This window comes from Pseudomonas sp. S2_H10, from assembly GCF_054668285.1.
Genome location: NZ_CP162754.1, coordinates 4486221 through 4512715 on the forward strand (window position 1 = coordinate 4486221; position 26495 = coordinate 4512715).

A 26495-nucleotide genomic window follows, 5' to 3' on the forward strand; every position below is an offset into this window, starting at 1 on the left:
TGAAAAAACCTCCCACTAACACGAAGGCGCGGGTTTTCGACCCCGTACTAAATAAATATCGCCCAGGGTGGTCCCTAGCGATGTCAGTGCCACGGTCTCCTGTTCGTTGTTGGCAGGCGGCACCTCCCAAGCGACCTAGCATTCAGCAACCCAGCGTTCGAGTTTTGCATTAGTCGATACCAAGCCAGTATTGCTTCCGCTGGCGGCGTTATCGCCGATGGGGCGTTAGGGGCGAAAAGATGTGTTACAGGTGTTGCAGGTGAAATGAGTGTTGTTAACCAATTGAAATTATTGGGTTTTGTTGATGTTGCACACCGTTCATCGTTCACGTGCGTTGGGTGTTACAAGCCGAATAGGTGTTGCAGCAGCGTTTAAACATCTTGGTAAATCGTAGGCCGTATTCGGCCAATAGGCGTCGGTCTGAGTGTCATGGGTCGATTTTAGTCAGCCGCGACGGGCAAAAATCGGCCAAAAGCAGCCGTTCAGCCCTTCGCATGCAGCCACCCATAGCGCCATAGATAGCTGCGTACGTAAGTGATCAAACGTAATCTCACTCAACCAAGCCTTCTCGAACCATGTCGAAGAAGGTGGTCAGGATACGCCGTGAACTCTGCGCGCGCAGGCAGACCAGAGTCTCGGTGAAGCGACGCTGGCAATCGATGATGGGCAAACCACGAAGCCGCGAGTCCGAGCCAAGCTCGGCCGCCGACACGACACCAACGCCCATGCCAATCGCCACGGCCTCACGAGCCGCCTCACGCCCTTCCACTTCGATCGCCTTGCAAATATGCAGGCCCGCCGCTGTCATTTCCTCCTCCAAAGATAGGCGGGTGACTGAACCTTTTTCCCGGAGAACCAGGGGCGTGTCATCCAATTCAGAGAGGCTGATTGAATGGCGTTGTGCCCAAGGATGGTCAAGCGCAACGAAAGCGTGCATCGGATCGCTCCGTAGGTGCAATGTCTGAAGGCGTTCATCTTCGATGTTGCGTCCTAGCAGGGCAATGTCTGCCTGATGGCCGAACAACCGTTGCAGCACCTCATCAGTATTGGCGGTTTCAATCTTCACATCGATACCGGGGTAGCGACTGCAAAAGCGTGCGACATAAGGCAACACATGCACCGGCGCATCCACCGCTAGATTCAAAGTTCCAGTCGAGAGGGTGCGGTAGTCCATCAGCATGTCGTGGGCATCCACACTGATATCGAACAGACGCCTGGTCATGCCGAACAGCCGTTCCCCCACTTCCGTCAAGCGCACCAGACGCTTGTCACGGTAGAACACCATCACCCCGTAGTAATCCTCAAGTTTGCGAACCTGATCGGACACCGCCGGTTGAGACAGGCAAAGCTGTTCGGCTGCCCGAGTGAAACTGCCGTTGACTGCAACGGCGTGAAAAGCCTTGAGCTGGGTATGGGAAATAGTCATTGGGGAAGCCTTTGCATAGTTTTAACTTATTCATGCATACGTTAAATCGATTTTATTTATAGACGATGAGCTGCAAGCATGGTTTTCGCAAGCCCAGACCCGTGTTCGAACACTGCGGCCTCGCAACCACCCAGGAATGCTTAATGGAAATCGAACGTTTCGCCGCGATAAAACGCCGCTCGGACATGATCCGGTATGACAACCACCTCTACATCGGTGGCCAGGTTGCCACGGACCTCAATGGCGATATCGAGGCACAGACCCACGAGGTACTCGCTGGTATCGAGCAGCTATTGCTCTGTGCCGACAGCAGCCGCACGCAGGTGCTTTCGGTGCGGATTCTGCTCGCCCATCGCGAGGACTACGCAGGACTCAACAAGGTCTGGGACGAGTTCTTTCCCGAAGGCCATGCCCCCACGCGAGCTTGCACCCTGGCGGATTTGATCGACCCCGGCTGGCGCGTGGAAATGATCGTGGTCGCCGCGTGCGGCTGATTGCTTCCTGAACCCTGCCCTAAAACCGCTCCATTGGAGATGACCTCATGCGCCCCTTCTGGCTCGATCAGGCCCTGACAACTCAACCCGACTCGCCCTGCCCTCCGCTGCGGCAGAACACCCGCGCCGACGTCTGCATCGTCGGTGGTGGTTACACCGGTTTGTGGACTGCAATCATGCTCAAGGAACAGAACCCCGAGCTGGACGTGGTCATCGTCGAAGCCGACATTTGTGGTGCCGGTGCCAGCGGGCGCAATGGCGGCTGTGCTCTGTCCTGGTCGGCCAAGTACTTCACCCTGGAGCGCTTGTTCGGTGTCGAAGAAGCGGTACGCCTGGTCAAGGAATCGGAGCAGAGCATTTACGCCATCGGCAGCTTTTGCGAAAAGTACGCGGTGGATGCCGACTACCGTCTCGATGGCACGCTCTACACCGCCACAAACAAGGCCCAGGTCGGCTCGACCGACGGCGTGATCGCGGCATTGGAGCGCAATGGCATCAACTCTTTCTCCAAATACGCGCTAGCTGACGTGCAGCGTATGGCAGGTTCGACCCGGCACATTGAAGGCTGGTTTTCGCCAGCGGCTGCCAGTGTGCAGCCGGGCAAGCTGGTGCGCGGTCTGCGTCGGGTCGCGCTGGATCTGGGCGTGCGAATCTTTGAAGGCTCGCCGATGACCGGCCTGGTACAAGGGCTGCCGGCCACCATCAAGACGCAGGGCGGTAACGTGGTCGCCAATCGCGTAGTGCTGGCGATCAATGCCTGGATGGCGCGGGTTTTTCCAGAGTTCGAGCGTTCGGTGGCTATCGTCTCCAGCGACATGATCATTACTGAGCCGCGGCCTGATCTGCTCGAACGAATCGGCCTGACCAACGGGGTCACCGTGCTCGACTCGCGGATCTTCGTGCACTACTACCACAACACCCCAGACGGCCGGATCATGCTCGGCAAAGGTGGCAACACCTTCGCCTACGGCGGGCGCATGTTGCCGGTATTCGACCAACCGTCACCCTACGCAGGGTTGTTGCGCAACACCCTCACGGAGTTCTTTCCGGAATTTGCCGATGTCGGCATCGCCGCCACCTGGAATGGTCCGTCCGATCGCTCAGTCACCGGGCTGCCTTTCTTCGGCCGTATGGGTACAAGTGGCAACATTTTCTATGGTTTCGGCTATTCCGGTAGTGGCGTCGGCCCCTGTCATATGGGAGGGCAAATCCTCTCATCTCTGGTTTTGGGGTTGGACAATCCTTGGACACGCTCGCCACTACTGCAAGGCCCCCTCGGCCATTTCCCACCGGAGCCTATTCGCTACCTGGGCTCACTGATGGTGCGCAACGCCGTTCGCCGCAAGGAGCAAGCTGAGGACCGCAACCAACGGCCAAGTCGGCTGGATGTGCGTCTGGCAAAATTCGCCGCGGCTGCCGGCAAGGCGGACAAGGGGTAAAGCCTCGATCACATGTCGAAACTTTTACGCTTGCTAACAAAAAACCGCCTGACTATTGGCCGGTGGCTTTTCTGTTTTCAACACTTGCAGGACCCAGGCCCGATGCGCCTCAATTAATCTTCGCAATGGAGTTTTGGTACCCGACGCAGGTTGCAGAAGATCTGATAAGGAATCGTGTCCGCTGCCGCCGCCACGTCGCTGGCGAGGATGTTTTTGCCCCACAACTCGACGGTCGAACCGAGGCCGGCTTGCGGTACATCGGTCAGGTCTATGCACAGCATGTCCATCGACACCCGGCCGATCAACTGGCTGCGCTGCCCGGCCACCAGCACCGGCGTACCGGTTGGCGCCTGACGCGGATAGCCGTCGGCATACCCCATGGCCACCACACCCACACGCATCGGTTTGGGTGTAATGAATTTCGCACCGTAACCAACCGGTTCACCAGCCGCCAGCTCACGCACACTGATCACTTTCGATTCCAGCGTCATCACCGGTTGCAGGCGCGAGGCGACTGCGTTGGCTTCTTCAAACGGCGTCGCGCCATACAGCAGGATGCCCGGACGCACCCAATCGCTTGGAATCTGCGGCCAACCCAGCACCGCCGGCGAATTACGCAGGCTGACCTCGGCCGACAAACCCTGACGCGCAGCTTCAAATACGGCGACCTGCTCGGCGCTGGACTGCTCGTGCAGCTCATCGGCCCGGGCGAAGTGGCTCATCAATACAACCTTTGCCACCTTGCCGCTGGCCAGCAGCCGTTGATAGGCCGCCTGATAATCCTTTGGATGCAAGCCCACCCGATGCATGCCCGAATCCAGCTTCAGCCAGACGCTGATCGGCTTGCTCAGCGAAGCTTGCTCGATGGCTTCAAGCTGCCAGAGCGAATGCACCACGCACCAGAAATCATGCTCGACAATCAGCGACAACTCATCAGCTTCGAAGAACCCCTCCAGCAGCAAAACCGGGGCCCGAATGCCCGCGGCGCGCAGCTCTAACGCCTCTTCGATGCAGGCCACGGCAAAACCGTCGGCCTCGGTTTCCAGTGCCTGGGCGCAACGCACTGCGCCATGGCCGTAAGCATCGGCCTTGATCACCGCGAGGGCTTTGGCTCCCGTGACTTCACGGGCAATTTGGTAATTTTGACGCAGGGCTTGAAGGTCGATCAAGGCACGGGCAGGACGCATGGTGGCAGCCTTTATTGGCAGTATCATGAGAAATGAAAACCGACGCTGTCACACGGCGATTTCGCCGTGCGCAACGCTTGGTGTCGAATTGGCTTATACGTTCTCGCTCATTGTTGAACGGGCGCTGGAGCGCCCTGCACTGCAGGCTCCGACGTACCACTGTTGTAACGGGAAATATCGAGGCCTTCGGCGCTGATCTGCGGTTTTCTCTTCGCCATCAGGTCTGCCAGCAAGCGACCGGAGCCACAGGCCATGGTCCAACCCAGCGTGCCGTGACCGGTGTTCAGGAACAGGTTCTTGAACGGTGTCGCGCCGACGATCGGCGTGCCGTCCGGAGTGGTCGGACGCAGGCCGGTCCAGAAATCGGCCTGGGCCAGATCGCCGCCCTGAGGATAAAGGTCGTTGACGATCATCTCCAGGGTTTCGCGCCGACGCGGGTTCAGCGACAGGTCAAAACCGGCAATCTCTGCCATGCCGCCGACGCGGATGCGGTTGTCGAAACGGGTAATCGCGACCTTGTAGGTTTCGTCGAGAATGGTCGAAGTCGGGGCCATCGCCGGGTTGGTGATCGGCACGGTCAGCGAGTAACCCTTGAGCGGGTACACCGGTGCCTTGATCCCCAGCGGCTTGAGCAGCTGCGGCGAGTAGCTGCCCAGAGCCAGCACGTAGCGGTCGGCGGTTTCCAGCTTGCCGTCGATCCACACACCGTTGATGCGATCACCGGCGAAATCGAGGCGCTGAATGTACTGACCAAAGCGGAATTCCACACCCAGTTTCACCGCCATTTCGGCCAAACGTGTGGTGAAGATCTGGCAGTCGCCCGTCTGGTCATTCGGCAGGCGCAGGGCACCGGCGAGGATGTCGGTGACGCTGGCCAGCGCTGGCTCAACACGGGCAATGCCGGCGCGGTCGAGCAGTTCGAACGGTACGCCGGACTCTTTCAGCACCGCGATGTCTTTCGCCGCGCCGTCCAGTTGAGCTTGGGTGCGGAACAATTGGGTGGTACCGAGACTGCGGCCTTCGTAGGCAATGCCGGTTTCAGCGCGGAGCTCGTCGAGGCAGTCTCGGCTGTACTCGGACAGGCGGACCATGCGCTCCTTGTTCACTGCGTAACGGCTGGCGGTGCAGTTGCGCAGCATCTGCGCCATCCACAAGTACTGATCGATGTCGGCCGTGGCCTTGATCGCCAGCGGTGCGTGGCGTTGTAGCAACCACTTGATGGCTTTGAGCGGCACTCCAGGCGCGGCCCACGGCGAGGCATAACCGGGCGACACCTGGCCCGCGTTGGCGAAACTGGTCTCCAAGGCAGCAGCCGGCTGCCGATCCACCACCACAACTTCATATCCGGCACGCGCCAGATAATAAGCACTGGTGGTACCAATCACACCGCTACCAAGCACCAGAACGCGCATGTTCATTCCCTCTAAGTGGCTAACCGCTGAAATTGTTGTAGGTCTCGCTCGGCGCAGTCTAAGAAAGAACAGCCAGTGGCTTTCACTATATAAAGACTTGTATTTGGAGATAATTCTCTGAAAAAACGCTTTTCACGGAGGTGCATCCCCTATTCTCAGCAACAATTAAAGCAAGTCTGAGCGAAACAAAATCGGCCGAAAAGTCCTGCGAATCGTGCTGGCGGTGGGGCTTATCACTCAAACGAGCAGCGGAGAAAAGTTCTTCTTTCGACCCCGTACCGAGCGAGTCCGCGCCTCAAGCGCTAAGGGCATTTTCTGGGGTGGCTTCGAATCGCAAGCTCAACTTGAGCATGTACGTAAGGCCTAGAAATGCATCGTCATGGGAAGAGATTTAAGCTTACACACCCGAATTGAACGCATAGATAGATCAAGGCTGATCTACAGCGGTGATGCAATTCAACTTATAAGCTCAGCTTGTTTCTGAAGTGTGATAAATCGATTTTACTTATCTTTTTCCAGATGTTTCTATCAATCCGTGCATCACTCCCCACAAAAACAACACCGCCGGAGAAGATCATGACCAAAGCCGAATTCCCGAGTACCCAGCCGTTGGCAACGCCAGCCTTGGGTGAGCCCTACCTGCTGACTCCAGGTCCACTGACCACTTCCAAAGCCACCAAGGAAGCCATGCTCCGCGACTGGGGTTCATGGGATGGTGCCTTTAACCAAGTCACCGCCGAAGTCCGCCAGAGCCTTCTTGGCATGGCGGGCGTGCAGGACGACAGCTTTGCGTGTGTGCCTCTGCAAGGCAGCGGCAGCTACTCGGTAGAGGCGGCTCTGGCCACCGCTATCCCGCGTGACGGCAAAGCGTTAGTGCTGATGAACGGCGCCTACGGCCAGCGCGCCACCAAAACCCTGGAATACCTGAACCGCGCCTACATCACTCTGGACAAGGGTGACTACCTGCCACCGCAGCCCGATGAAGTGGATGCGCTGCTCAACGCCAATCCGGATGTGACCCACGTCTTTGTGGTCCACTGCGAAACCAGCTCCGGCATCCTCAACCCTCTGCGCGAGATCGCCGACGTGGTGAAGGATCACGGCAAGCGCCTGATCATTGACGCCATGAGCACCTTCGGCGCAGTGCCGGTGAACGTCAAAGAAATCGCCTTTGACGTGCTGGTGTCCTCGGCCAACAAGTGCATCGAGGGCATCCCCGGCTTCGGCTTTGTGATCATCCGTCGCTCCGTGTTAGAGGCCGCTAAAGGTCGCGCCAACTCGCTATCCCTCGACCTCTACGAGCAGTGGGTGTACATGGAACGCACCGGCCAGTGGCGCTTCACCCCGCCTACCCACAGCGTTGTAGCATTTCACAAAGCCCTCGAGCAGCACGCGAGCGAAGGCGGCGTGCATGGTCGTTTGGCGCGCTATACGCGCAACCGCGACGTCCTGGTTAGCGGTATGCGTGAACTGGGTTTCCGGACCTTGCTAGAAGACTGCTGGTTATCGCCGATCATCACCACGTTCTTTTGTCCTGAGCATCCAAACTTCGAGTTCATGCGTTTCTACGATGAGCTCAAGACCCGCCAATTCATCATCTACCCAGGCAAGTTGACCGTGGCCGAAAGTTTCCGCATCGGATGCATCGGCCAGATCGACGAACACGTCGTCCATCAGTTGCTACGCGCTATCGCTGACAGCCTCGTTGCAATGGGCGTAGAAATGGAAGCGACCTAACCGATTTCCCCTTTCGGGTCGCCGCCACTCTGGGTGTGTCGGGGCGGGTGTTGGGATCGCACCCTCTTTACGGCGACCTCTTTTCTCCATGGATCTGGTTGTTCACAGCTCGACAGCGTCGAGCAGGAGCCAGCGATATCGCCTATCCAAAAATCTGATGTCTGACGCCAGCAGCCACAAGCCATAAACCTCGCCTACTGCAATTTATTCAGTTCGCCTGGACTGGGTTGTGGCACCCAAAACAAAAACAAAAACAACTTTTTGCGCTGTACGGCAACCCATACGGGATCAGAACACCATGAACAAGAACGCAGCAAGCCCGCTCGCAACCGGCTGGAAATCTCTCCAGCGTTGGCGCGTGCAGATTTTTCTCATTACCTGGCTGGCTTATGCCGCCTTCTACTTTACCCGCAAGGCGTTTTCTGTTGCCAAGCTGGGTATTGGCGAAGACCCGAACTTCATGCTCGAAAAGGCCATGATGGCCAATCTCGACGCCCTCTATCTAACTGCATACGCCGTGGGACAGTTTCTTTGGGGCAACTTCTCTGACCGATTCGGTCCCAGGGTTGTGGTACTTAGCGGACTTGTCATCTCAGCGCTAGCCGCGCTGCTTATGGGGACCTACGCTACCCTGCCGATTTTCGTCTCCTGCATGCTAATCCAGGGCCTTGCCCAGTCCACCGGTTGGTCGGGGCTATGTAAGAACGTCGGGAGCTTTTTCACCACTGGCGAACGGGGTCGCGTACTGGGTTACTGGTGCACTTCCTACGCCTTTGGCGGTCTGGTGGCCACGCCGTTTGCCGGTTGGTGGGCCTACAACACTTACCACGACTGGCGCATCGCGTTCATTAGCAGCGCTGTCGTGGTGCTGGTGGTGGCGGTGCTGTTTTTCTTCCTGCAACGCAACACGCCGGAAGACGTCGGTCTGCCTCCTGTCGAAGTCGAGATCGAACCCGTCAGTAATGTCGTGGTTCCACGCGAAAGTATGTGGGCCGGCTTGCGCACCGTGATGAAGAATCGCACCGTGTTGGTGCTCGGGCTTGCTTATTTCATGCTCAAACCCGCGCGCTACGCCATCCTGCTGTGGGGGCCGGTGATCATCTACGAACGTATGCCAGAAATTGGCAAGGTGGCCTCGGCCATCGTCCCAACCTCTTTCGAGCTGGCAGGTCTGATCGGTCCGATCCTCATCGGTATCGCCTCGGATAAGTACTTCGGCGCTCGTCGTATACCGGCCTGTGTCCTTAGCCTGGTTGTCCTCACTATTTGCCTTGGCCTGTTCGTTCCTGCCATGCAGAGCGGCAGTCTGTACATGGTGGTCGGCCTGCTATTCATGATGGGCCTGACGCTCTACGGGCCGGATTCGATGATCAGCGGCTCGGCTGCCATTGACTTCGGCAGCAAAGATGGAGCGGCCTCCTCCGCAGGCTTCGTTAATGGCTGCGGCTCGGTAGGTGCAGTCCTGGGCGGTTTGCTGCCGGGTTACTTCGACACCATCACCGTGTTCCTGGTCTTCACCGGCGCAGCACTTCTGGCCAGCCTGATGTTGGTTCCATTTTGGAACAGCCGTCCGAAAACAGCGGAAAACCCGCAATTGGTATCGACGCCGGTACAACCGGTCATCGTCGGCACCACCCCCTGAATTAGTACTACTAACCTACCCAATGCTGGAGTGATCATCATGCACTACAAACAACCTTCCCAACTGCAAGCAGTGGTCCTGGACTGGGCGGGCACCGTCGTTGACTTCGGTTCTTTCGCACCGACTCAGATTTTCGTTGAAGCGTTCGGTGAATTCGGCGTTGCCGTTTCCCTCGAAGAAGCTCGTGGCCCGATGGGCATGGGTAAGTGGGACCATATCCGCACCTTGTGCAATGAGCCACAGATCGCCGCACGCTACCAGGCCGCCTTCGGCCGACTGCCAACCGATGATGATGTCACTGCCCTCTACGAACGCTTCATGCCTTTGCAGATCGAAAAGATCGCCCTGCACTCGGCGCTGATTCCAGGAGCTCTTGATACGATCAATGGCTTACGCGACAAGGGTCTGAAAATCGGCTCTTGCTCAGGCTACCCAGCCGTGGTCATGGAAAAAGTCGTAGAACTGGCGCGCAAGAACGGCTATGTCACCGACCATGTCGTTGCTACCGACGAAGTGCCCAACGGGCGTCCACATCCAGCGCAAGCCTTGGCGAACGTGATTGCCTTGGGCATCAGCGATGTGGCGGCCTGCGTCAAGGTCGACGACACCTGGCCGGGCATACTCGAAGGCCGTAGCGCAGGCATGTGGACGGTCGCATTGACCTGCTCCGGCAATGCACTGGGCCTGACTTATGAAGAATTCAAGGACCTATCCCTGGAGGAATTGGCCGAGGAACGTGCGCGCATCGTCAAGATGTTCGAAGGCTCCCGCCCGCACTACCTGATCGACACCATCGTTGAGTTGCCGGCCGTCATTGAAGACATCAATGCCCGTCTCGCGCGTGGAGAAACCCCTCAGGGCTCCTGACCCTGCAAGGCTTGTGCAAATGACAGTGGCCGTCCCACGGGCGGCCACAACCCAAAACAACAAGAGAACACCACCATGAACTACGCCCACCCAGGCACTCCCGGTGCCATCGTTTCGTTCAAAGCCAAATACGGTAACTACATCGGCGGTGAATTCGTCGCGCCGGTCAATGGTCAGTACTTCACTACGATTTCGCCCGTAAATGGCCAACCGATTGCCGAATTTCCACGTTCCACCGCCGAAGACATCGAAAATGCACTGGACGCAGCCCACGCCGCGGCCGATGCCTGGGGCAAGACCTCGGTGCAGGACCGCTCTTTGGCGCTGCTGAAAATCGCCGACCGCATCGAGCAAAACCTCGAACTGCTGGCCGTCACCGAAACCTGGGACAACGGCAAAGCCGTGCGTGAAACCCTCAACGCCGACATTCCGCTGGCCGCCGACCACTTCCGCTACTACGCCGGTTGCATCCGTGCGCAGGAAGGTAGTTCGGCCGAAATCAACGAACACACCGCGGCCTATCACTTCCATGAGCCGCTGGGCGTGGTCGGGCAGATCATTCCGTGGAACTTCCCGATCCTGATGGCCGCGTGGAAACTCGCCCCGGCCCTCGCCGCCGGTAACTGCGTGGTGCTCAAGCCTGCCGAGCAGACTCCGCTGGGCATTACCGTGCTGATGGAGCTGATCGGCGACCTGCTGCCGCCGGGCGTGCTGAACGTGGTGCAAGGCTTCGGCAAAGAAGCCGGCGAAGCGCTGGCCACCAGCAAACGCATCGCTAAGATTGCCTTCACCGGCTCAACCCCGGTCGGCTCGCACATCATGAAATGCGCCGCCGAAAACATCATTCCGTCCACCGTGGAGCTGGGTGGCAAGTCGCCGAACATCTTCTTCGAAGACATCATGCAAGCCGAGCCGACCTTCATCGAGAAAGCCGCTGAAGGCCTGGTGCTGGCGTTCTTCAACCAGGGCGAAGTCTGCACTTGCCCGTCCCGCGCCCTGGTGCAAGAGTCGATCTACGACGACTTCATGAAAGTCGTGATGAAAAAAGTCCTGTCGATCAAACGTGGCGACCCGCTGGACACCGATACCATGGTCGGCGCCCAGGCGTCCGAGCAGCAATTCGACAAAATCCTTTCGTACCTGGAAATCGCCAAGGGCGAAGGCGCCGAGCTGCTGACCGGCGGCAAGATAGAAAAACTCGAGGGCAACCTGGCGACCGGGTATTACATCCAGCCGACCCTGCTCAAGGGCACCAACAAAATGCGCGTGTTCCAGGAAGAAATCTTTGGCCCGGTGGTAAGCATCACCACCTTCAAGGACGAAGCCGAAGCCCTGGCCATCGCCAACGACACCGAGTTCGGCCTGGGCGCCGGGCTCTGGACCCGCGACATCAACCGCGCCTATCGCATGGGCCGCGCCATCAAGGCCGGTCGTGTGTGGACCAACTGCTACCACCTATACCCGGCGCACGCCGCGTTCGGCGGTTACAAAAAGTCCGGCGTCGGCCGTGAAACCCACAAGATGATGCTCGATCACTATCAGCAGACCAAAAACCTGTTGGTGAGCTACGACATCAATCCGTTGGGCTTCTTCTAACCCGGCGCGAAATCGCGTAACGGCCATCGCGAGCATGCTCGGCTCCTACAGGATTGCGTTTTACCTGTAGGAGCATGGCTTGCCAGCGATGGCGTCCTCAATACCTGACATTCAAGGACTGGATGCCCTGCTCCCCTTGATCGATCCTTTGGAGTCCTCGATGAAAATCCGTTACAAGGTGAGCCTTGTGGCTGCTTGCGTGCTGTTTGTGACGACCAGTCTTCTATCGCTGGCTCAGGTAGAGCAGATACGTAGGATTTTGCGTCACCAGGTAGAGGCGAGCATTTCCGAATCGAGCAATGCCGTGGCACGTCAGATCGAAAACTGGCTGAACGGCAAACTACGTCTGATGGATTTGGCATCCCAAGCAATCGACCGCCAGTACAGTGCGCAGACGACCCAACGAATCATCGATTCACCCATTCTGAAAGATGAATTCAAATTGGTATTCGGCGCCCTTGAGTCTGATGGAAAACCCATCAAGAACACGGCCACTTGGAATCCAAAACCTGATTATGACGGTCGCATCCGCCCTTGGTACGCGGCCGGAAAGGTCAGTAACCAAGCCGTTTTAACCGAACCCTACAAAGATTCCACTACGGGTGAAATTCTCATCTCGACAGTCGCGCGGATCAGCGACGCAGGTCAGGTGCTCGGGGTATTTGGCGGTGACATCAGCCTGACCAAAGTTGCCGATGCCATTAATACATTGGATTTCGGTGGAGCTGGTTATGCGTTCCTGCTAAGTAAAAGTGGCAACATCATTTCCCACCCGGACGCTGAACTGAACGGCAAGTCCTACAGCCAGCTGTTCGCAGGAAACGTCCTGCCTCTCGACAGTCAGCTTCAGGAGGTCCGCAGCGGTGAAAAGTCCCTCCTGGTGTCCTTCATTCCGCTCTCTGATCTCAAGGGAATGGATTGGTACATCGGAGTGGTCCTGGATCAGGACATCGTCATGGCTGCAGCTCACACTCTGAGTTGGCGAGCCGTCATCGGTACCGGGCTGGGTGTGTTGCTTAGCCTGTTAGTGCTGGGGCTGCTGGTTAGACGGCTACTCCGCCCCCTGGATCAACTCAAGGATTCGCTGGCCGACATCAATCGCGGCGAAGGCGACCTGACCCGCCAATTGCCCGTGGTCGGCAATGATGAAATTGCGCTGGTCGCCGGTGAGTTCAATCAGTTCCTGCAGAACCTCAAAACACTCATTGGCGATGTGAAAAACAGCTCGCAACAAGTCCGCGCGAGCACCACCGCGACGTCATGTGAAGCGGACCAGGCCGCCAATCGCGTACAGATTCAACTACAGGAACTGGATCAACTCGCCACCGCCATGACCGAGATGGCCTCGACCGCCGAGGACGTGGCGCGCAATGCTCAAGCCGCTGCCGAGGCGGCGATCGTTGCCACCGCGGAAACCGCAGACGGGGTGGCCCTGGTCTCCAAATCAACGGGGGCGATCAAGCGTTTGGCTGGCGAGATGGACGACACCGGTCATGCCATCAATGAATTGTCCACGCTCAGTCAACGCATCGAATCGATCGTGGCGGTCATCACCAGTATCGCCGACCAAACCAATCTGCTCGCGCTCAACGCAGCCATCGAGGCGGCGCGCGCGGGTGAGTCGGGACGCGGATTTGCGGTGGTGGCTGATGAGGTGCGCTCACTGGCCTTGCGTACTCAGCAATCCACCCAGGAAATACGCGAGATGATCGACCAGTTGCAGACGGGCGTAAAACACGCACAGGTACGAATGCAGCAGAGTCGCGACACGGCCAGCAAGACGGCCGGCGATGCCGATGCAGCCAATGACACGCTCGAACGGATACGAGAGGCGATTTTTCGCATCAATGACATGAACCTGCAGATTGCCGCTGCCGCTGAAGAACAGAGCACCACGACCGAGGAAATCAATCGCAACACGACGAACATCCGCGATATCAGTCTTGAAGTATCCGTCAGTGCGGACAAGCAGGTTCACCAATGCTCAGCGATGGTGGACCACGTCGGCCAGCAAGACAAACTGCTCAGTCGCTTCCGGATTTGAGTTTCGCAATCGCCCGATTGTTTGTATTCCCCACCCGCAACAGCTCACAAAAACAACTATTCCACCGAGGTAAGAAAGATGAGTGCGGCTTCCCTATATCCCGTTCGTCCCGAGGTCCTGGCTAACACGCTGACTGACGAGGCGACCTACAAGGCCATGTACCAGCAGTCGGTCGTCAACCCGGACGGTTTCTGGCGCGAGCAAGCCAAGCGCCTCGACTGGATCAAGCCTTTCACAACAGTGAAGCAAACCTCCTTCGACGATCACCATGTCGACATCAAATGGTTCGCCGACGGCACCCTGAACGTTTCCTACAACTGCCTCGACCGTCATCTGGCCGAGCGCGGCGATCAAATCGCGATCATTTGGGAAGGCGATGACCCTGCCGAAAGCCGCAACATCACCTACCGCGAGCTGCACGAACAAGTCTGCAAGTTCGCCAACGCCCTGCGCGGCCAGGATGTGCACCGCGGCGACGTGGTGACTATCTATATGCCGATGATCCCCGAAGCCGTGGTCGCCATGCTGGCCTGCACCCGGATCGGCGCGATTCACTCGGTGGTGTTCGGTGGTTTCTCGCCCGAAGCCCTGGCCGGTCGCATCATCGACTGCAAATCCAAAGTGGTGATTACTGCCAACGAAGGTATTCGTGCCGGTAAGAAGATCCCGCTCAAGGCCAACGTCGACGATGCGCTGACCAACCCGGAAACCAGCAGCATCCAGAAAGTCATTGTGTGCAAGCGTACCGGTGGCGACATCAAGTGGAACCTGCATCGCGACGTCTGGTACGAGGACCTGATGAAAGTGGCGGGTACCGTGTGCGCGCCGAAAGAAATGGGCGCCGAAGAAGCGCTGTTCATCCTTTACACCTCCGGCTCCACCGGCAAGCCGAAGGGCGTGCAGCACACCACCGGCGGTTACTTGCTGTATGCGGCGATGACCCACGAACGTGTGTTCGACTACCGTCCGGGCGAAATCTACTGGTGCACCGCTGACGTTGGCTGGGTCACCGGCCACAGTTACATCGTCTATGGCCCGCTGGCCAATGGCGCGACCACGCTGCTGTTCGAAGGCGTGCCGAACTATCCGGACATCACCCGGGTGGCGAAGATCGTCGACAAGCACAAGGTCAACATCCTCTACACCGCGCCGACCGCGATCCGCGCGATGATGGCGTCGGGCACCGCTGCCGTTAAAGGCGCGGATGGCAGCAGCTTGCGCCTGTTGGGTTCGGTCGGTGAACCGATCAACCCGGAAGCCTGGAATTGGTACTACAACACGATCGGCCAACAGCGTTGCCCGATCGTCGACACTTGGTGGCAGACCGAAACCGGTGGTGTGCTGATCAGCCCATTGCCAGGTGCCATCGCACTCAAGCCGGGCTCAGCCACTCGTCCATTCTTCGGTGTAGTGCCGGCCCTGGTGGACAACCTGGGCAACATCATCGAAGGCGAGGCCGAAGGCAACCTGGTGATACTCGATTCGTGGCCAGGCCAGGCGCGTACGCTGTATGGCGACCATGACCGCTTCGTCGATACCTACTTCAAGACCTTCCGCGGCATGTATTTCACGGGTGACGGTGCGCGTCGTGATGCCGACGGATACTACTGGATCACCGGTCGGGTGGACGATGTGCTCAACGTGTCCGGCCACCGCATGGGCACCGCCGAGATCGAAAGCGCGATGGTTGCGCACCCGAAAGTTGCCGAAGCCGCGGTGGTCGGTGTGCCGCATGACATCAAGGGGCAAGGTATTTATGTCTACGTCACCCTGAAAAATGGCGAAGAACCTAGCGAGCAACTGCGCCTGGAGCTTAAAAACTGGGTGCGCAAGGAGATCGGTCCGATTGCTTCGCCGGATGTCATCCAGTGGGCGCCGGGCCTGCCGAAGACGCGTTCGGGCAAGATCATGCGGCGGATTTTGCGCAAGATTGCCGCCGCTGAGTACGATGGATTGGGCGATATCTCCACCCTGGCCGATCCGGGAGTGGTAATGCGGCTGATCGACACGCATCGCAGCATGAGTGCTGCCTAATCATTCAGGCTTCATCCATGCGCTGCCCGCTAGCCTGACTAAATCATTTCGCCATAGTTTGTATTTACCTAAGGTGACTTGTTCGGTAATTTCAATTAGAACCCGGCCGCAGAGTCGGGTTCTATAGTGGAGATCAGTCCGCTGATTTTATTAATCTGGAGGCGGCCCAGCCGTATCTCGATTCCACATTCCCCGGATCTTTACATAAACTGGCTTGTTAACCTGAAGGTTCCCGGTATTTCGATATTTGAACAGACGAAAGTAGTCCGTATGTTTCTGCCCAACCACATAGGTTCAGCCAAAACGTAACACAACCGCCCCGCATGCAACGACGATGAACACGCGATAGATGCTCTTTCAGTACTAACGCAAAGATAACTACGCCGAATAGAATCTACGTTTCTCTGAGAGCAGAAACTGTAGCGATAGGCGCAACCGTCATTGCCCAAAGCGCCAGACCGTAAGACGCTACCGTACCAAAACCTCCGACCACTCCAAGACGCCAGTTACGTGCGACGTAGGTAAGCGGATGGTGAACACGTGCGGTGAAGACAATCCTTGGAGTGGCTGCCTGAAAGCATCTGAACCTAACTTTTATTCTCCAAAGCGTTATCTAATCGCGGCCTTGGGCTCTGAGCAGGACGTGATCAGCGTCGCCCCATAGCGGTGATTGCAGCTGTGAAATTGTTTCATTTTTGGGTGCGCAGGTCTGTTGTGGTCAGATGAAAACCTTGCAAGGATAAAAACTGTTGGATACTCCAAATGAAGCCGTATTGAAAAGCCTCCTGTCTGTCAGGCGGAGTGTTAGATCTTTCAGAGAACACCCGCTTTCTTTAACCAGTTTGGAGACGTTGCTGCATGCTGGACAAGGTCATACGTCTCCTGACGGAAAACGAACTGCACCATCGGCCCACGCCCTGCATCCACTTGGACTGATCGTGGTGGTACGTCGAGTGCAAGGGTTGACACCAGGGGTATACACATACGACGGGGATACAGGGAAGCTCTCTCGCTCCGGCGATGTGCTTGACGAAGGCTCATTAAACTCAGCGGCTTTAGGCGATGAAAAGTGGCTCGAAGACGCACCTGCCGTTATCGCCATTGTCGCCAACCGAGAAGCGGCAATTCGTCATTTCGCGGATCAGCAACCTGACGGTTTAAGAGGGGCTCGCTACGTTGATTTCGAAGCTGGGGCAGTAACTCAAAATATGTATTTGTCCGCCACGGCGGCTGGCCTAGGCGGGGTAGTAGTGATGGGTTTTGATGACTTGAAAATGGGCAAGACCTTAAAGCTTGAGGCCCCAACTTTTCCAGTTGCACTTTTCTGCGTAGGACATGCTCTTTCGTCGAGTTCTGAAGGCGATAACTTCTGTTGCTAAGCTCGCGTCCATTGATGCGGCAGCAACTCCGTAATCTCACTCGCCCGCTGCGTCGGCAGGCGTGTGAGCACATCCTTCAGGCACGCGTACGGATCATGTCCATTTAGCCGCGTCGACTGGATCAGACTCATGATCGCGGCTGCCCGTTTGCCGCTGCGCAATGACCCTGCAAAGAACCAGTTCTTGCGCCCAAGAGCCCATGGCCTGATTTGGTTCTCACACCAATTGTTATCAATAGCTACGGCGCCGTCATCCAGGTAGCGCGATAGCGCTGTCCAGCGTTTCAGACTGTAATCGAGTGCTCTGCTGATGCCTGAACCTTCGGGCACGAGGTCACGCTGGGCGAGCATCCAGGCATGCAGCCCATTTATCACCGGTACGGCTTTTTCTTGCCGTATTTGGCGCCGTATATCCGGCTCCAGATCGCGGACTTCGCTCTCGATTTCGTAAAGCAGTTGGATGTAACGCAGGGCCTGCTCGGCAAGCGTGCTCTTGTTCGTGGCATGCAGTTCAAAGAACTTGCGCCGCGCATGAGACATACAACCGATTTCGGTCACGCCGAGTTCGAAGCTGGCCTTGTAACCACCAAAATCATCACACACCAGTTTGCCCTTCCAGTCTTACAGAAAGTTGCGAGCATGCTCGCCGGCGCGGCTGGGGCTGAAGTCGTAAACGACAGCGGCTGTTGCGCAGAACTGGCTGGTTGCACAGGCCCAAACATAGGAACGGTGGGTTTTCTTTGTGCCCGGCATGAGCATTTGTACGGGTGTTTCATCGGCGTGAATCACTTGCTGCCCGAGCACCACGTCACGCAGTGCATCGCCCAGCGGCTGTAACTGCACGCCCGTCATACCCACCCATTGAGCCAAGGTGGAGCGAGGGATCGCAAGGCCTGCCCGACCAAAAATCGATTCCTGACGGTGAAGCGGCAGATGGTCAGCAAATCTCGCGATCATGACGTGCGCAAGTAACCCTGCAGTCGGGATGCCCTTGTCAATGACCTGCGCCGGAACAGGTGCCTGGATCAGCGTTTCGCATGCATCGCATACAAGTGCGTCATCAAGTAGTAATGGATCAGTTTTTTTTCCGGCGATTCGACGAATGCCGAACGCCCGGCTTAAAGCTCGACGCCATTGATGCCCCCGGCGTTGTTGACCAGTCCGTCGATGCGCCGAAGCGCTCTGCACGCTGGCGACAGTAGCGCGACAAGCCTCTTCGTCACGTAGCTCGACCTGAATAAACAGGCTTTGCGAGCCGCGTTGATCCAGTTCTCGCCTTAGTTCATCCGACAGCGGGCTATGGCCGAAAATGGCCGGGATGGCACCTTCACTGGCCAAGCCTAAAGAGATGGCGGCACCGATAGGCACCTCTATCTAGCGAGCATTCACGTCTAGATGGGTGTCCGGCCTCTCACTGTAAATATGTTCTATGAAGGCCGTCTCTTACGCCGATTTAGATCAATGCATTCAAATCATACTATCCCTATATATGGGACGGTAAAATACATATTGAGATTATGCTCGGTGCTCTTTATAGTCCCGTCCTCAGTTCAACGCAGTCACTGCCAAAAACAACTCACAGGTGAAGAGATGCATGCGCAATTGATCGCGCTCGATTGGGGGACAACCTCATTACGTGCTTATAAACTCGCCGCAGATGGCAACTTGCTCGAACAGCGTTCACTGTCGTCGGGGATCATGCAGCTGCCCCGGACGCCGCGAATCATTAACGGTCAGGCATGCGCGGACGGCTTTGAACTGGCATTCGATGAGGCCTGCGGTGACTGGCTCGATGCGCAGCCTGATTTGCCGGTGATCGCTTGTGGCATGGTCGGCAGTGCTCAAGGCTGGCGCGAAGCGGCCTACCGTGACACGCCGGCGAACGTCGCCACTCTCGGTACTTCCTTGCAAACCGTGCGCAGCCGGCGTGGCGTCGATGTGCACATCGTACCCGGGGTCATCGAGCGTTCGCCTTTGCCGAATGTGATGCGCGGCGAAGAAACCCAGGTCCTGGGTGTTCTGCAAACCCTGTCGAGCGAGGCGGGCAAAGATCTGTTGATCGGCCTGCCCGGCAGTCATTCGAAATGGGTGGAAGTGGCCGACGGCTGCATCGTGCATTTCGATACCTTCATGACCGGCGAAATCTTCGCCGTGCTCAGCGAACACAGCATTCTGGGGCGCACCCAGCAGCAAGGCGCGTCCTTCGATGGCCAGGCCTTTGATCGTGGGGTGCAAGTGGCGTTGTCAGCGGACGGCGAGACCGGTCCGCTGTCGACGGTGTTCAGTGCCCGCAGCCTCGGACTGACCGGCGAACTGAGCGCTACGGCCCAAGCGGATTATCTGTCGGGCTTGTTGATCGGTCATGAGCTGTCGGCGCTGGCGACGACCCAGCGGCGTCGACGCAACAGCGTGCACCTGCCTTCGATCGTCCTCATCGGTAATGCCCAACTCTGTGCCCGCTACAGCCGGGCCCTCGACGCCTGCGGATTTGCCCGGGTGACTCTGGCCGAACAAGCCACCGAACGCGGGTTGTGGCAGTTGGCACTCGCCGCCGGACTGATCACTTCCAACCTATCCCGTTAAACCTGACTGGAGGTCTGACATGCTCAAACACGCCTTGGCGCAAAATGGCCTGATCGCGATCCTGCGCGGCCTGCGCCCGGAAGAAGCGGCAGCCATCGGCGAAGTCCTGTACGCCGCCGGATTTCGCGTTATCGAAGTGCCGCTCAATTCACCGGAACCGTACGAAAGCATCCGCATCCTGCGCCGCACCTTGCCCGCCGATTGCCTGATTGGCGCCGGCACGGTGCTGACACCGGAGCAAGTCGAGCAGGTGAAAGCCGCTGGCGGCCAGGTGATCGTCATGCCGCACAGCGATGCCAAGGTGTTGCTCGCAGCGAAAGCAGCGGGGTTGTTCCTGTCGCCGGGCGTTGCCACGCCGAATGAAGCCTTCACCGCCTTGGCCGAAGGGGCTGATGTGCTGAAAATGTTCCCGGCCGAGCAGATGGGGCCCGCCGTCGTCAAAGCCTGGCTGGCGGTGCTGCCGACCGGAACCGTTCTGGTGCCGGTTGGCGGGATCACCCCGGACAATATGCAGATGTTCATCGACGCCGGAGTCAAAGGCTTCGGCCTCGGTTCCGGGTTGTTCAAACCGGGCATGACCTCAGATGAAGTAGCGCTTAACGCCAAGGCCTACGTTGCTGCCTGGAAAGCCTTCCGCTAAGACTTTTTGGCGCTGCGAGCACTGCATCTAATAAGAGAGAAAAGAAGATGAAAATCACCAAACTGACCACCTTCATCGTTCCGCCGCGCTGGTGCTTCCTCAAGGTCGAAACCGACGAGGGCGTAACCGGTTGGGGCGAGCCCGTGGTCGAAGGCCGCGCTCACACCGTTGCGGCAGCCGTTGAAGAATTGTCTGACTACCTGATCGGCAAAGACCCACGCAACATCGAAGATATCTGGACCGTGCTCTATCGTGGTGGCTTCTACCGTGGCGGCGCGATCCACATGAGCGCGCTGGCTGGTATCGATCAGGCACTGTGGGACATCAAGGGCAAGGCCTTGGGCGTGTCGGTCAGTAATTTGTTGGGCGGTCAGGTGCGCGACAAGATTCGTGTGTATTCATGGATTGGCGGTGACCGTCCGGCAGACACCGCGCGCGCCGCGAAAGAGGCGGTCAGTCGTGGTTTCACTGCGGTGAAAATGAACGGCACCGAAGAGCTGCAATTCCTCGACTCCTTCGAGAAAGTCGACCTGGCCCTGGCCAACGTTGCCGCCGTGCGGGACGCGGTCGGGCCGAACGTCGGCATCGGCGTCGACTTCCATGGCCGGGTACACAAGCCCATGGCCAAGGTGCTGATGAAGGAACTCGATCCGTACAAACTGATGTTTATCGAAGAGCCGGTGCTCAGCGAAAACTACGAAGCGCTGAAGGAGCTGGCGCCGCTGACCAGCACACCGATTGCCCTCGGCGAGCGCTTGTTCTCCCGTTGGGATTTCAAGCGTGTGCTCAGCGAAGGTTACGTCGACATCATCCAGCCGGATGCGTCCCACGCCGGTGGCATCACCGAGACCCGTAAGATCGCCAACATGGCCGAAGCCTATGACGTGGCGCTGGCGCTGCATTGCCCGCTGGGGCCGATTGCGCTGGCGGCGTGCCTGCAACTGGACGCGGTTTGCTACAACGCGTTCATCCAGGAACAGAGCCTTGGCATTCACTACAACGAGAGCAATGACCTGCTCGACTACGTGAAAGATCCGCGAGTGTTCGACTACGACAAAGGCTTCGTGAAAATCCCCAATGGCCCGGGCTTGGGAATCGAGATCAATGAGGAATACGTGATCGAACGCGCGGCCGTCGGCCACCGCTGGCGCAATCCGATCTGGCGCCATGCCGACGGTAGCTTTGCCGAATGGTAAGCCACTGCTAGTGATTGCATTGATCTCCCCCATACAAAGTGGGGGAAGCGATCAATACATACGCCCTCAATAATTATAAGAAGAGGCTGCTTATGCTCCCCCAAACTTTCGCCGAGAAGGCGTCGCTCGTGCCGCCAAGCCGTAAACGTTCGTTCATCATGGTGTTGCTGCTAATCACTGTGGCGATCAATTACATGGTCCCCAGCAACCTGTTGAGTGCTGCGCCGATCGTCATGGGCTCGCTGGTTAGCGATGATCCCATCGTTCCGGTCATTACCGATATCGCTGTGCTGGCGCTAATCGGTGCGCTGTCCGACGTATCTCTGTTCTGCAAGTTCAAGTGGATAGAGATGTAAGGCCATGGATCACACGAGAGAACTTGACGTGCAATGGCGACCGGTGAGCGATCAGCGCTTTATGTTGGCGGAAGGCCCATTCTGGGATAACCCCACCCAGACTTTGTACTGGGTGGATATCGCCACTCGTCTGGCCTGCCGCCTGAGTCGGGGGCGTTACCAGCAGTGGCAGTTGCCCGAAGCCGTGTCGGCGTTCATTCCGTGCGAGCGCGGTGATGCGTTGGTGACCCTGATCAGTGGGGTCTATCGACTTGACCTCGACTCCCCGTCGCAGCATCCGGCCCTGACCTTGTTCTGTGTGGCCGACTCCGTTAGCGGCAATCGAGCCAATGAGGCTCGTTGTGATGCGCAGGGCCGACTGTGGCTGGGCAGCATGCAAAATAACCTGGCCGCCGACGGCGGCGACCTGCCGATCACCCGGCGCTCAGGCGGCCTGTTCCGGGTCGATCAGGATGCCCGCGTCACCCGTCTGCTGGAGGGGCAGGGCATCGTCAACACCTTGCTCTGGGACTTCACTGGCAGCCAGCTCTACTGTGCCGACAGCCTCGATGCCCAACTCTATCGCTATGCCATCAACGCTGATGGCTCCCTGGGGGCGCGCAGCCTCTGGGCGCAACCGTCCACGCGCGGTGTGCCGGACGGTTCGGCCATGGATAGCCAGGGCTACGTCTGGAATGCCCGCTGGGGAGGTCATTGCCTGATCCGTTATGCCCCCGATGGCACGATCGATCGGGAGATCGAATTACCCGTCCAGTACCCCACTAGCTGCGTCTTCGGGGGGGCCGATTTATCCACGCTTTACGTCACCAGCGCCCGGCCTGCGAGCATTGAGGGGGGGAAAGACTCGACGCTGGACGGTGCGTTATTGATGGCCCAAGTCGGGGTGAAAGGCTTGTCCTGTCAGCGCTTTACGGGCTGAAGTAATACTTACCCAAGGTGCCCGTTACCTTACCTACTGGAGTATTTGTAATGGCTGAATCGCTATTTTTACCCGAAGTTCCGGAGCCCAAGTACGGTGACCGGCTGAAAGACAAAGTTGTAGTGGTGACCGGTGCAGCCCAAGGTATCGGCGAGGCGATTGTCGCCTGCTTCCAGGCTCAACAGGCGCGGTTGGTGATTGGCGATATTCAGGGTGAGAAAGTCGAGCGTGTGGCGGCCCGCTGGCGTGAGCGTGGCGCTCAAGTGCATGCCCAGGCCGTGGACATTACTTCTAAAGAGCAATGGCGTGCCTTGGTGGACCTAGCCATTGAGCGTTTCGGGCGCGTGGACGTGCTGGTCAACTGTGCGGGCGTGAACGTGTTCTGCGACCCGATGGAGATGAGCGACGTGGATTGGCGACGCTGTTTCGCCATCGACTTGGACGGCGCCTGGTTCGGTTGCCGCACTGTGTTGCCACACATGATCGAGCAGGGCATCGGCAACATCATCAATGTCGCCTCGACCCATTCCAGCCACATCATTCCGGGCTGTTTTCCCTACCCGGTGGCCAAGCATGGCCTGCTCGGGCTGACGCGGGCGCTGGGTATCGAGTACGCGTCCAAGGGTATCCGGGTCAACGCTATTGCACCGGGGTACATCGAAACCCAGCTCAATGTCGATTACTGGAACGGTTTCGACGACCCCCAAGCTGAACGTCAACGGGCCTTCGATCTGCACCCGCCACGACGTATCGGTCAGCCGGTAGAGGTGGCGATGACGGCGCTGTTCCTTGCGACGGATGAGGCGCCGTTCATCAATGCCACCTGCATCATGATCGATGGCGGCCGCTCAGTGCTTTATCACGAATAACACCCATCCGGCCGCTTAGTGGGGCAGTTTTTTCGTACGTAACAAACCAATAACAACAAGAGGGCAACTTATGTTTATTCAGCGCAAAATCCACTCTCTGGCCTGCGCCGCAGCGCTGGTCGCCGCCAGTGGTTTCACCGGTTGGGTTGCGGCCGAAGAAGTTAAGATCGGCTTTCTGGTCAAACAGGCCGAGGAACCCTGGTTCCAGACCGAATGGGCCTTTGCCGAAAAGGCTGGCAAGGACAAGGGCTTCACTGTGATCAAAATCGCCGTCCCCGATGGCGAAAAGACCCTGTCCGCTATCGACACCCTGGCCGCCAATGGCGCCAAGGGTTTCGTCATCTGCCCGTCGGACACCTCTCTGGGGCCGGCGATCATGGCTAAGGCCAAGCTCTACGATCTGAAGGTCATGGCCGTAGATGACCGCTTTGTCGATGCCCAGGGCAAGCCCATGGAGGACGTTCCTTACGTCGGCTTGGCGGCGTTCAAGATCGGTCAGAAGCAAGGTACTGCCATGGCTGATGAAGCCAAAAAACGCGGCTGGGATTTGAGCGCCACCTACGCGGTGATCAACACCTTCGACGAGCTGGACACCGGCAAGAAGCGCACCGACGGTTCGGCGGACGCGCTCAAGGCCGCAGGCCTGCCGGCGGACCATATCTTGTTCACCGCCCAAAAAACCCTCGACGTACCAGGCAGCATGGACTCCACCAACTCGGCCTTGGTCAAGCTGCCGGACACGGCGAAGAACCTGATCATCGGCGGCATGAACGACAGCGCCGTGCTGGGTGGTGTGCGGGCCACCGAAAGCGCTGGTTTTAAGGCGGTGAACGTGATTGGTGTCGGCATCAACGGCACGGACGCCATCGGTGAGCTAAAAAAGGCCGATAGCGGCTTCTTCGGTTCAATGCTACTGAGCCCCGATACCTCGGGTTATGAAACCGCCAGCCAGATGTTTGAGTGGGTCAGCACCGGTAAGGAGCCCGCCAAATACACCGCTCTGGACAACGTGACTTTGATCACCCGTGCCAACTTCCAGCAAGAGCTAACCAGGATTGGGCTGTGGAAATGATTCTCTGCTGGCGCAATGTACGGACCTTGCGCCTGACGTCCATCCCATTGGTTGCACATCGCGCGGCCTGGTGCAGGAGATAAGGTATGTTGGAACAATCGAAGGCGGCTGCGAGCTTGCGCTTCAACGGTATCGGCAAGGAATTTCCCGGAGTACGGGCGCTGGCGCAGATCAGTTTCGAGGCTCGGCCCCACAGCGTGCATGCGCTGATGGGCGAGAACGGCGCGGGTAAGTCGACCCTGTTGAAAATCCTCGGCGGGTTCTATTCGCCCAACAGCGGCAACATGCAGATTGGCGAGCAGACCATGAGTTTCAGGTCGGCGGCCGAGAGCATTTCCCACGGCGTGGCGGTGATCCATCAGGAACTGCAACTGGTGCCGGAAATGACGGTGGCCGAAAACCTACTGCTGGGGCACATGCCCTCGCGTCTGGGCGTGATCAATCGCGGGGCGATGGTGCAGCGGGCACGGGAGTTGCTCAAGGGGCTGGCCGACGAGATCGATCCCAATGCTCGATTGGGCAGCCTATCCCTGGGCCAGCGGCAACTGGTTGAGATCGCCAAGGCCATGTCGCGCAATGCCCATGTGATTGCCTTCGATGAGCCCACTAGCAGTCTATCGGCGCGGGAGATTGAGCGGCTGATGGTGATCATTGCCCGGCTGCGGGATGAGGGGCGGGTGATTCTCTATGTCTCGCATCGCATGGAGGAGGTGTTCCGCATCTGCGATGCGGTTACGGTGTTCAAGGACGGGCGTTTTGTCTGTACCTTCGAGGACATGCAGCAGCTGAGCGTCGACCGGCTGGTGAGCTGCATGGTGGGGCGCGACATTGAGGACGTCTACAATTACCGCCCTCGCCCGCAAGGCGGCCAGGCCTTGAGGGTCGAAGGGCTGCTCGGGCCAGGAGTGTTGGAGCCGGCGAGTTTCAGTGTGAACAAGGGCGAGATACTCGGGTTGTTCGGCCTGGTCGGAGCCGGGCGCACTGAATTGTTGCGGCTGTTGGCCGGCCTGTCCCGCAGCAAGGCCGGACGCCTAGTTCTGCATGATCAGACGATGGTGTTCAAATCGCCTCGTGATGCCATTGCGGCGGGTGTGCTGCTGTGTCCAGAGGATCGCAAGAAGGAAGGCATCGTGCCCCGCGCCAGTGTCGCGGAGAACATCAATATCAGCGCCCGTAGTCATCACGCGCGCTTCGGCTGCCTGATCCGCGGCGGTTGGGAGCGGGACAACGCCCGGCGGCAAATCACAGCGCTGAACATCCGCACCCCTTCGGCGAGTCAACCGATCCTCTACCTGTCCGGCGGCAACCAGCAGAAGGCCATTCTGGGCCGCTGGCTGTCGATGCCGATGAAGGTGCTGCTGCTCGATGAACCGACTCGTGGCATCGACATCGGGGCCAAGGCCGAGATCTACCAGATCATCCACCACCTCGCCGAGCAGGGTATCGCCGTGATCGTGGTGTCCAGCGATCTCATGGAGGTCATGGGGATTTCCGATCGAATCCTGATCATGAGCGAAGGGGCGATTAGCGGTGAACTGTCACGCAGCGAGGCCGACGAAGCGCGCTTGTTGCAACTGGCCCTCCCGCGTTCGCGGGACTAAAAC

20 protein-coding genes and 2 pseudogenes are annotated in these 26495 nt (G+C 58.2%); 18 read left to right on the forward strand and 4 right to left on the reverse strand.

Annotated features, from left to right (window positions below; translation table 11 throughout):
* Positions 1-550: 550 nt before the first annotated feature.
* The gene (locus tag AB4O16_RS20040) at positions 551-1426 is read right to left on the reverse strand and encodes a LysR substrate-binding domain-containing protein (RefSeq protein ID WP_460155633.1); all 876 of its coding nucleotides are present in this window, start codon (positions 1424-1426) and stop codon (positions 551-553) included.
* Between the two features lie 143 nt (positions 1427-1569).
* On the opposite strand from AB4O16_RS20040, the gene AB4O16_RS20045 reads away from it, so the two are divergent.
* Both AB4O16_RS20045 and AB4O16_RS20050 read left to right on the forward strand, forming a co-directional pair.
* A complete protein-coding gene (locus AB4O16_RS20045; RefSeq protein ID WP_460155634.1) occupies positions 1570-1920 on the forward strand; it encodes a RidA family protein in 351 nt (116 codons plus the stop codon).
* A 47-nt stretch (positions 1921-1967) separates the two neighbouring features.
* Positions 1968-3359 carry an FAD-dependent oxidoreductase gene (locus AB4O16_RS20050; RefSeq protein WP_460155635.1) on the forward strand — a complete coding sequence of 464 codons (1392 nt, stop codon included), beginning with the start codon at positions 1968-1970 and terminating at the stop codon, positions 3357-3359.
* A 113-nt stretch (positions 3360-3472) separates the two neighbouring features.
* Here AB4O16_RS20050 and alr read toward each other — a convergent pair whose 3' ends face one another.
* A complete protein-coding gene (gene alr / locus AB4O16_RS20055) occupies positions 3473-4546 on the reverse strand; it encodes an alanine racemase (RefSeq protein WP_460155636.1) in 1074 nt (357 codons plus the stop codon).
* 107 nt (positions 4547-4653) lie between these two features.
* Positions 4654-5958: a D-amino acid dehydrogenase gene (gene dadA, locus AB4O16_RS20060; RefSeq protein ID WP_460155637.1), complete on the reverse strand. Its 1305-nt coding sequence runs from the start codon at positions 5956-5958 to the stop codon at positions 4654-4656.
* A 576-nt stretch (positions 5959-6534) separates the two neighbouring features.
* Between dadA and AB4O16_RS20065 the strand changes: the two genes are divergently transcribed.
* The 8 genes and pseudogenes from AB4O16_RS20065 (at position 6535) to AB4O16_RS20100 (ending at position 17257) form a co-directional block, all read left to right on the forward strand.
* On the forward strand, positions 6535-7695 hold the full coding sequence (locus AB4O16_RS20065) for a 2-aminoethylphosphonate--pyruvate transaminase (RefSeq protein WP_460155638.1): 1161 nt from the start codon (positions 6535-6537) through the stop codon (positions 7693-7695).
* A gap of 298 nt (positions 7696-7993) precedes the next feature.
* Positions 7994-9337, forward strand: coding sequence for an MFS transporter (locus AB4O16_RS20070; protein WP_460155639.1), 1344 nt, complete (start codon positions 7994-7996; stop codon positions 9335-9337).
* 39 nt (positions 9338-9376) lie between these two features.
* Positions 9377-10204 carry a phosphonoacetaldehyde hydrolase gene (gene phnX, locus AB4O16_RS20075; protein ID WP_347908057.1) on the forward strand — a complete coding sequence of 276 codons (828 nt, stop codon included), beginning with the start codon at positions 9377-9379 and terminating at the stop codon, positions 10202-10204.
* A 75-nt stretch (positions 10205-10279) separates the two neighbouring features.
* Positions 10280-11800, forward strand: coding sequence for an acetaldehyde dehydrogenase ExaC (gene exaC, locus AB4O16_RS20080; protein WP_460155640.1), 1521 nt, complete (start codon positions 10280-10282; stop codon positions 11798-11800).
* Between the two features lie 160 nt (positions 11801-11960).
* Positions 11961-12986, forward strand: a pseudogene (locus tag AB4O16_RS20085) (HAMP domain-containing protein); the annotation flags it as partial.
* Between the two features lie 27 nt (positions 12987-13013).
* The gene (locus AB4O16_RS20090) at positions 13014-13844 is read left to right on the forward strand and encodes a methyl-accepting chemotaxis protein (protein ID WP_460158077.1); all 831 of its coding nucleotides are present in this window, start codon (positions 13014-13016) and stop codon (positions 13842-13844) included.
* Between the two features lie 78 nt (positions 13845-13922).
* On the forward strand, positions 13923-15878 hold the full coding sequence (gene acs, locus AB4O16_RS20095) for an acetate--CoA ligase (RefSeq protein WP_460155641.1): 1956 nt from the start codon (positions 13923-13925) through the stop codon (positions 15876-15878).
* A 749-nt stretch (positions 15879-16627) separates the two neighbouring features.
* Entirely contained in the window at positions 16628-17257 is a 630-nt protein-coding gene (locus AB4O16_RS20100; protein WP_460155642.1) for a SagB/ThcOx family dehydrogenase, read from the forward strand.
* On the opposite strand, the pseudogene tnpC reads toward AB4O16_RS20100, so the two are convergent.
* Positions 17254-18303 (reverse strand): annotated as a pseudogene (tnpC, locus tag AB4O16_RS20105) (IS66 family transposase); the annotation flags it as partial. The gene AB4O16_RS20100 and the pseudogene tnpC overlap by 4 nt on opposite strands.
* 543 nt (positions 18304-18846) lie before the next feature.
* Between tnpC and AB4O16_RS20110 the strand changes: the two are divergent.
* The 8 genes from AB4O16_RS20110 to araG all read left to right on the forward strand — a co-directional run bounded on the left by AB4O16_RS20110 (position 18847) and on the right by araG (position 26492).
* Positions 18847-19839 carry a 2-dehydro-3-deoxygalactonokinase gene (locus AB4O16_RS20110; RefSeq protein WP_460155643.1) on the forward strand — a complete coding sequence of 331 codons (993 nt, stop codon included), beginning with the start codon at positions 18847-18849 and terminating at the stop codon, positions 19837-19839.
* 19 nt (positions 19840-19858) lie between these two features.
* Positions 19859-20479 carry a 2-dehydro-3-deoxy-6-phosphogalactonate aldolase gene (locus tag AB4O16_RS20115; protein ID WP_460155644.1) on the forward strand — a complete coding sequence of 207 codons (621 nt, stop codon included), beginning with the start codon at positions 19859-19861 and terminating at the stop codon, positions 20477-20479.
* Positions 20480-20526: 47 nt separating this feature from the next.
* Positions 20527-21675: a galactonate dehydratase gene (gene dgoD / locus AB4O16_RS20120; RefSeq protein WP_460155645.1), complete on the forward strand. Its 1149-nt coding sequence runs from the start codon at positions 20527-20529 to the stop codon at positions 21673-21675.
* 92 nt (positions 21676-21767) lie between these two features.
* Entirely contained in the window at positions 21768-22031 is a 264-nt protein-coding gene (locus AB4O16_RS20125) for a hypothetical protein (RefSeq protein ID WP_460155646.1), read from the forward strand.
* A 28-nt stretch (positions 22032-22059) separates the two neighbouring features.
* Positions 22060-22950 (forward strand): SMP-30/gluconolactonase/LRE family protein, encoded by an 891-nt coding sequence (locus AB4O16_RS20130; RefSeq protein ID WP_460158078.1) that lies wholly within the window; start codon positions 22060-22062, stop codon positions 22948-22950.
* A 50-nt stretch (positions 22951-23000) separates the two neighbouring features.
* Positions 23001-23819 carry an SDR family oxidoreductase gene (locus AB4O16_RS20135; RefSeq protein WP_460155647.1) on the forward strand — a complete coding sequence of 273 codons (819 nt, stop codon included), beginning with the start codon at positions 23001-23003 and terminating at the stop codon, positions 23817-23819.
* 70 nt (positions 23820-23889) lie between these two features.
* A complete protein-coding gene (locus AB4O16_RS20140; RefSeq protein ID WP_460155648.1) occupies positions 23890-24891 on the forward strand; it encodes a substrate-binding domain-containing protein in 1002 nt (333 codons plus the stop codon).
* Positions 24892-24977: 86 nt separating this feature from the next.
* Positions 24978-26492 (forward strand): L-arabinose ABC transporter ATP-binding protein AraG, encoded by a 1515-nt coding sequence (gene araG / locus AB4O16_RS20145; RefSeq protein ID WP_460155649.1) that lies wholly within the window; start codon positions 24978-24980, stop codon positions 26490-26492.
* The last annotated feature ends 3 nt before the right edge of the window (positions 26493-26495 follow it).

What these genes read in the sequence shown, in the direction of transcription:
- AB4O16_RS20040 (WP_460155633.1), bottom strand. Translation starts at nt 1,426, where the DNA reads ATGACTATTTCCCATACCCAGCTCAAGGCTTTTCACGCCGTTGCAGTC.
- AB4O16_RS20045 (WP_460155634.1), top strand. Translation starts at nt 1,570, where the DNA reads ATGGAAATCGAACGTTTCGCCGCGATAAAACGCCGCTCGGACATGATC.
- AB4O16_RS20050 (WP_460155635.1), top strand. Translation starts at nt 1,968, where the DNA reads ATGCGCCCCTTCTGGCTCGATCAGGCCCTGACAACTCAACCCGACTCG.
- alr (WP_460155636.1), bottom strand. Translation starts at nt 4,546, where the DNA reads ATGCGTCCTGCCCGTGCCTTGATCGACCTTCAAGCCCTGCGTCAAAAT.
- dadA (WP_460155637.1), bottom strand. Translation starts at nt 5,958, where the DNA reads ATGCGCGTTCTGGTGCTTGGTAGCGGTGTGATTGGTACCACCAGTGCT.
- AB4O16_RS20065 (WP_460155638.1), top strand. Translation starts at nt 6,535, where the DNA reads ATGACCAAAGCCGAATTCCCGAGTACCCAGCCGTTGGCAACGCCAGCC.
- AB4O16_RS20070 (WP_460155639.1), top strand. Translation starts at nt 7,994, where the DNA reads ATGAACAAGAACGCAGCAAGCCCGCTCGCAACCGGCTGGAAATCTCTC.
- phnX (WP_347908057.1), top strand. Translation starts at nt 9,377, where the DNA reads ATGCACTACAAACAACCTTCCCAACTGCAAGCAGTGGTCCTGGACTGG.
- exaC (WP_460155640.1), top strand. Translation starts at nt 10,280, where the DNA reads ATGAACTACGCCCACCCAGGCACTCCCGGTGCCATCGTTTCGTTCAAA.
- acs (WP_460155641.1), top strand. Translation starts at nt 13,923, where the DNA reads ATGAGTGCGGCTTCCCTATATCCCGTTCGTCCCGAGGTCCTGGCTAAC.
- AB4O16_RS20110 (WP_460155643.1), top strand. Translation starts at nt 18,847, where the DNA reads ATGCATGCGCAATTGATCGCGCTCGATTGGGGGACAACCTCATTACGT.
- AB4O16_RS20115 (WP_460155644.1), top strand. Translation starts at nt 19,859, where the DNA reads ATGCTCAAACACGCCTTGGCGCAAAATGGCCTGATCGCGATCCTGCGC.
- dgoD (WP_460155645.1), top strand. Translation starts at nt 20,527, where the DNA reads ATGAAAATCACCAAACTGACCACCTTCATCGTTCCGCCGCGCTGGTGC.
- AB4O16_RS20125 (WP_460155646.1), top strand. Translation starts at nt 21,768, where the DNA reads ATGCTCCCCCAAACTTTCGCCGAGAAGGCGTCGCTCGTGCCGCCAAGC.
- AB4O16_RS20135 (WP_460155647.1), top strand. Translation starts at nt 23,001, where the DNA reads ATGGCTGAATCGCTATTTTTACCCGAAGTTCCGGAGCCCAAGTACGGT.
- AB4O16_RS20140 (WP_460155648.1), top strand. Translation starts at nt 23,890, where the DNA reads ATGTTTATTCAGCGCAAAATCCACTCTCTGGCCTGCGCCGCAGCGCTG.
- araG (WP_460155649.1), top strand. Translation starts at nt 24,978, where the DNA reads ATGTTGGAACAATCGAAGGCGGCTGCGAGCTTGCGCTTCAACGGTATC.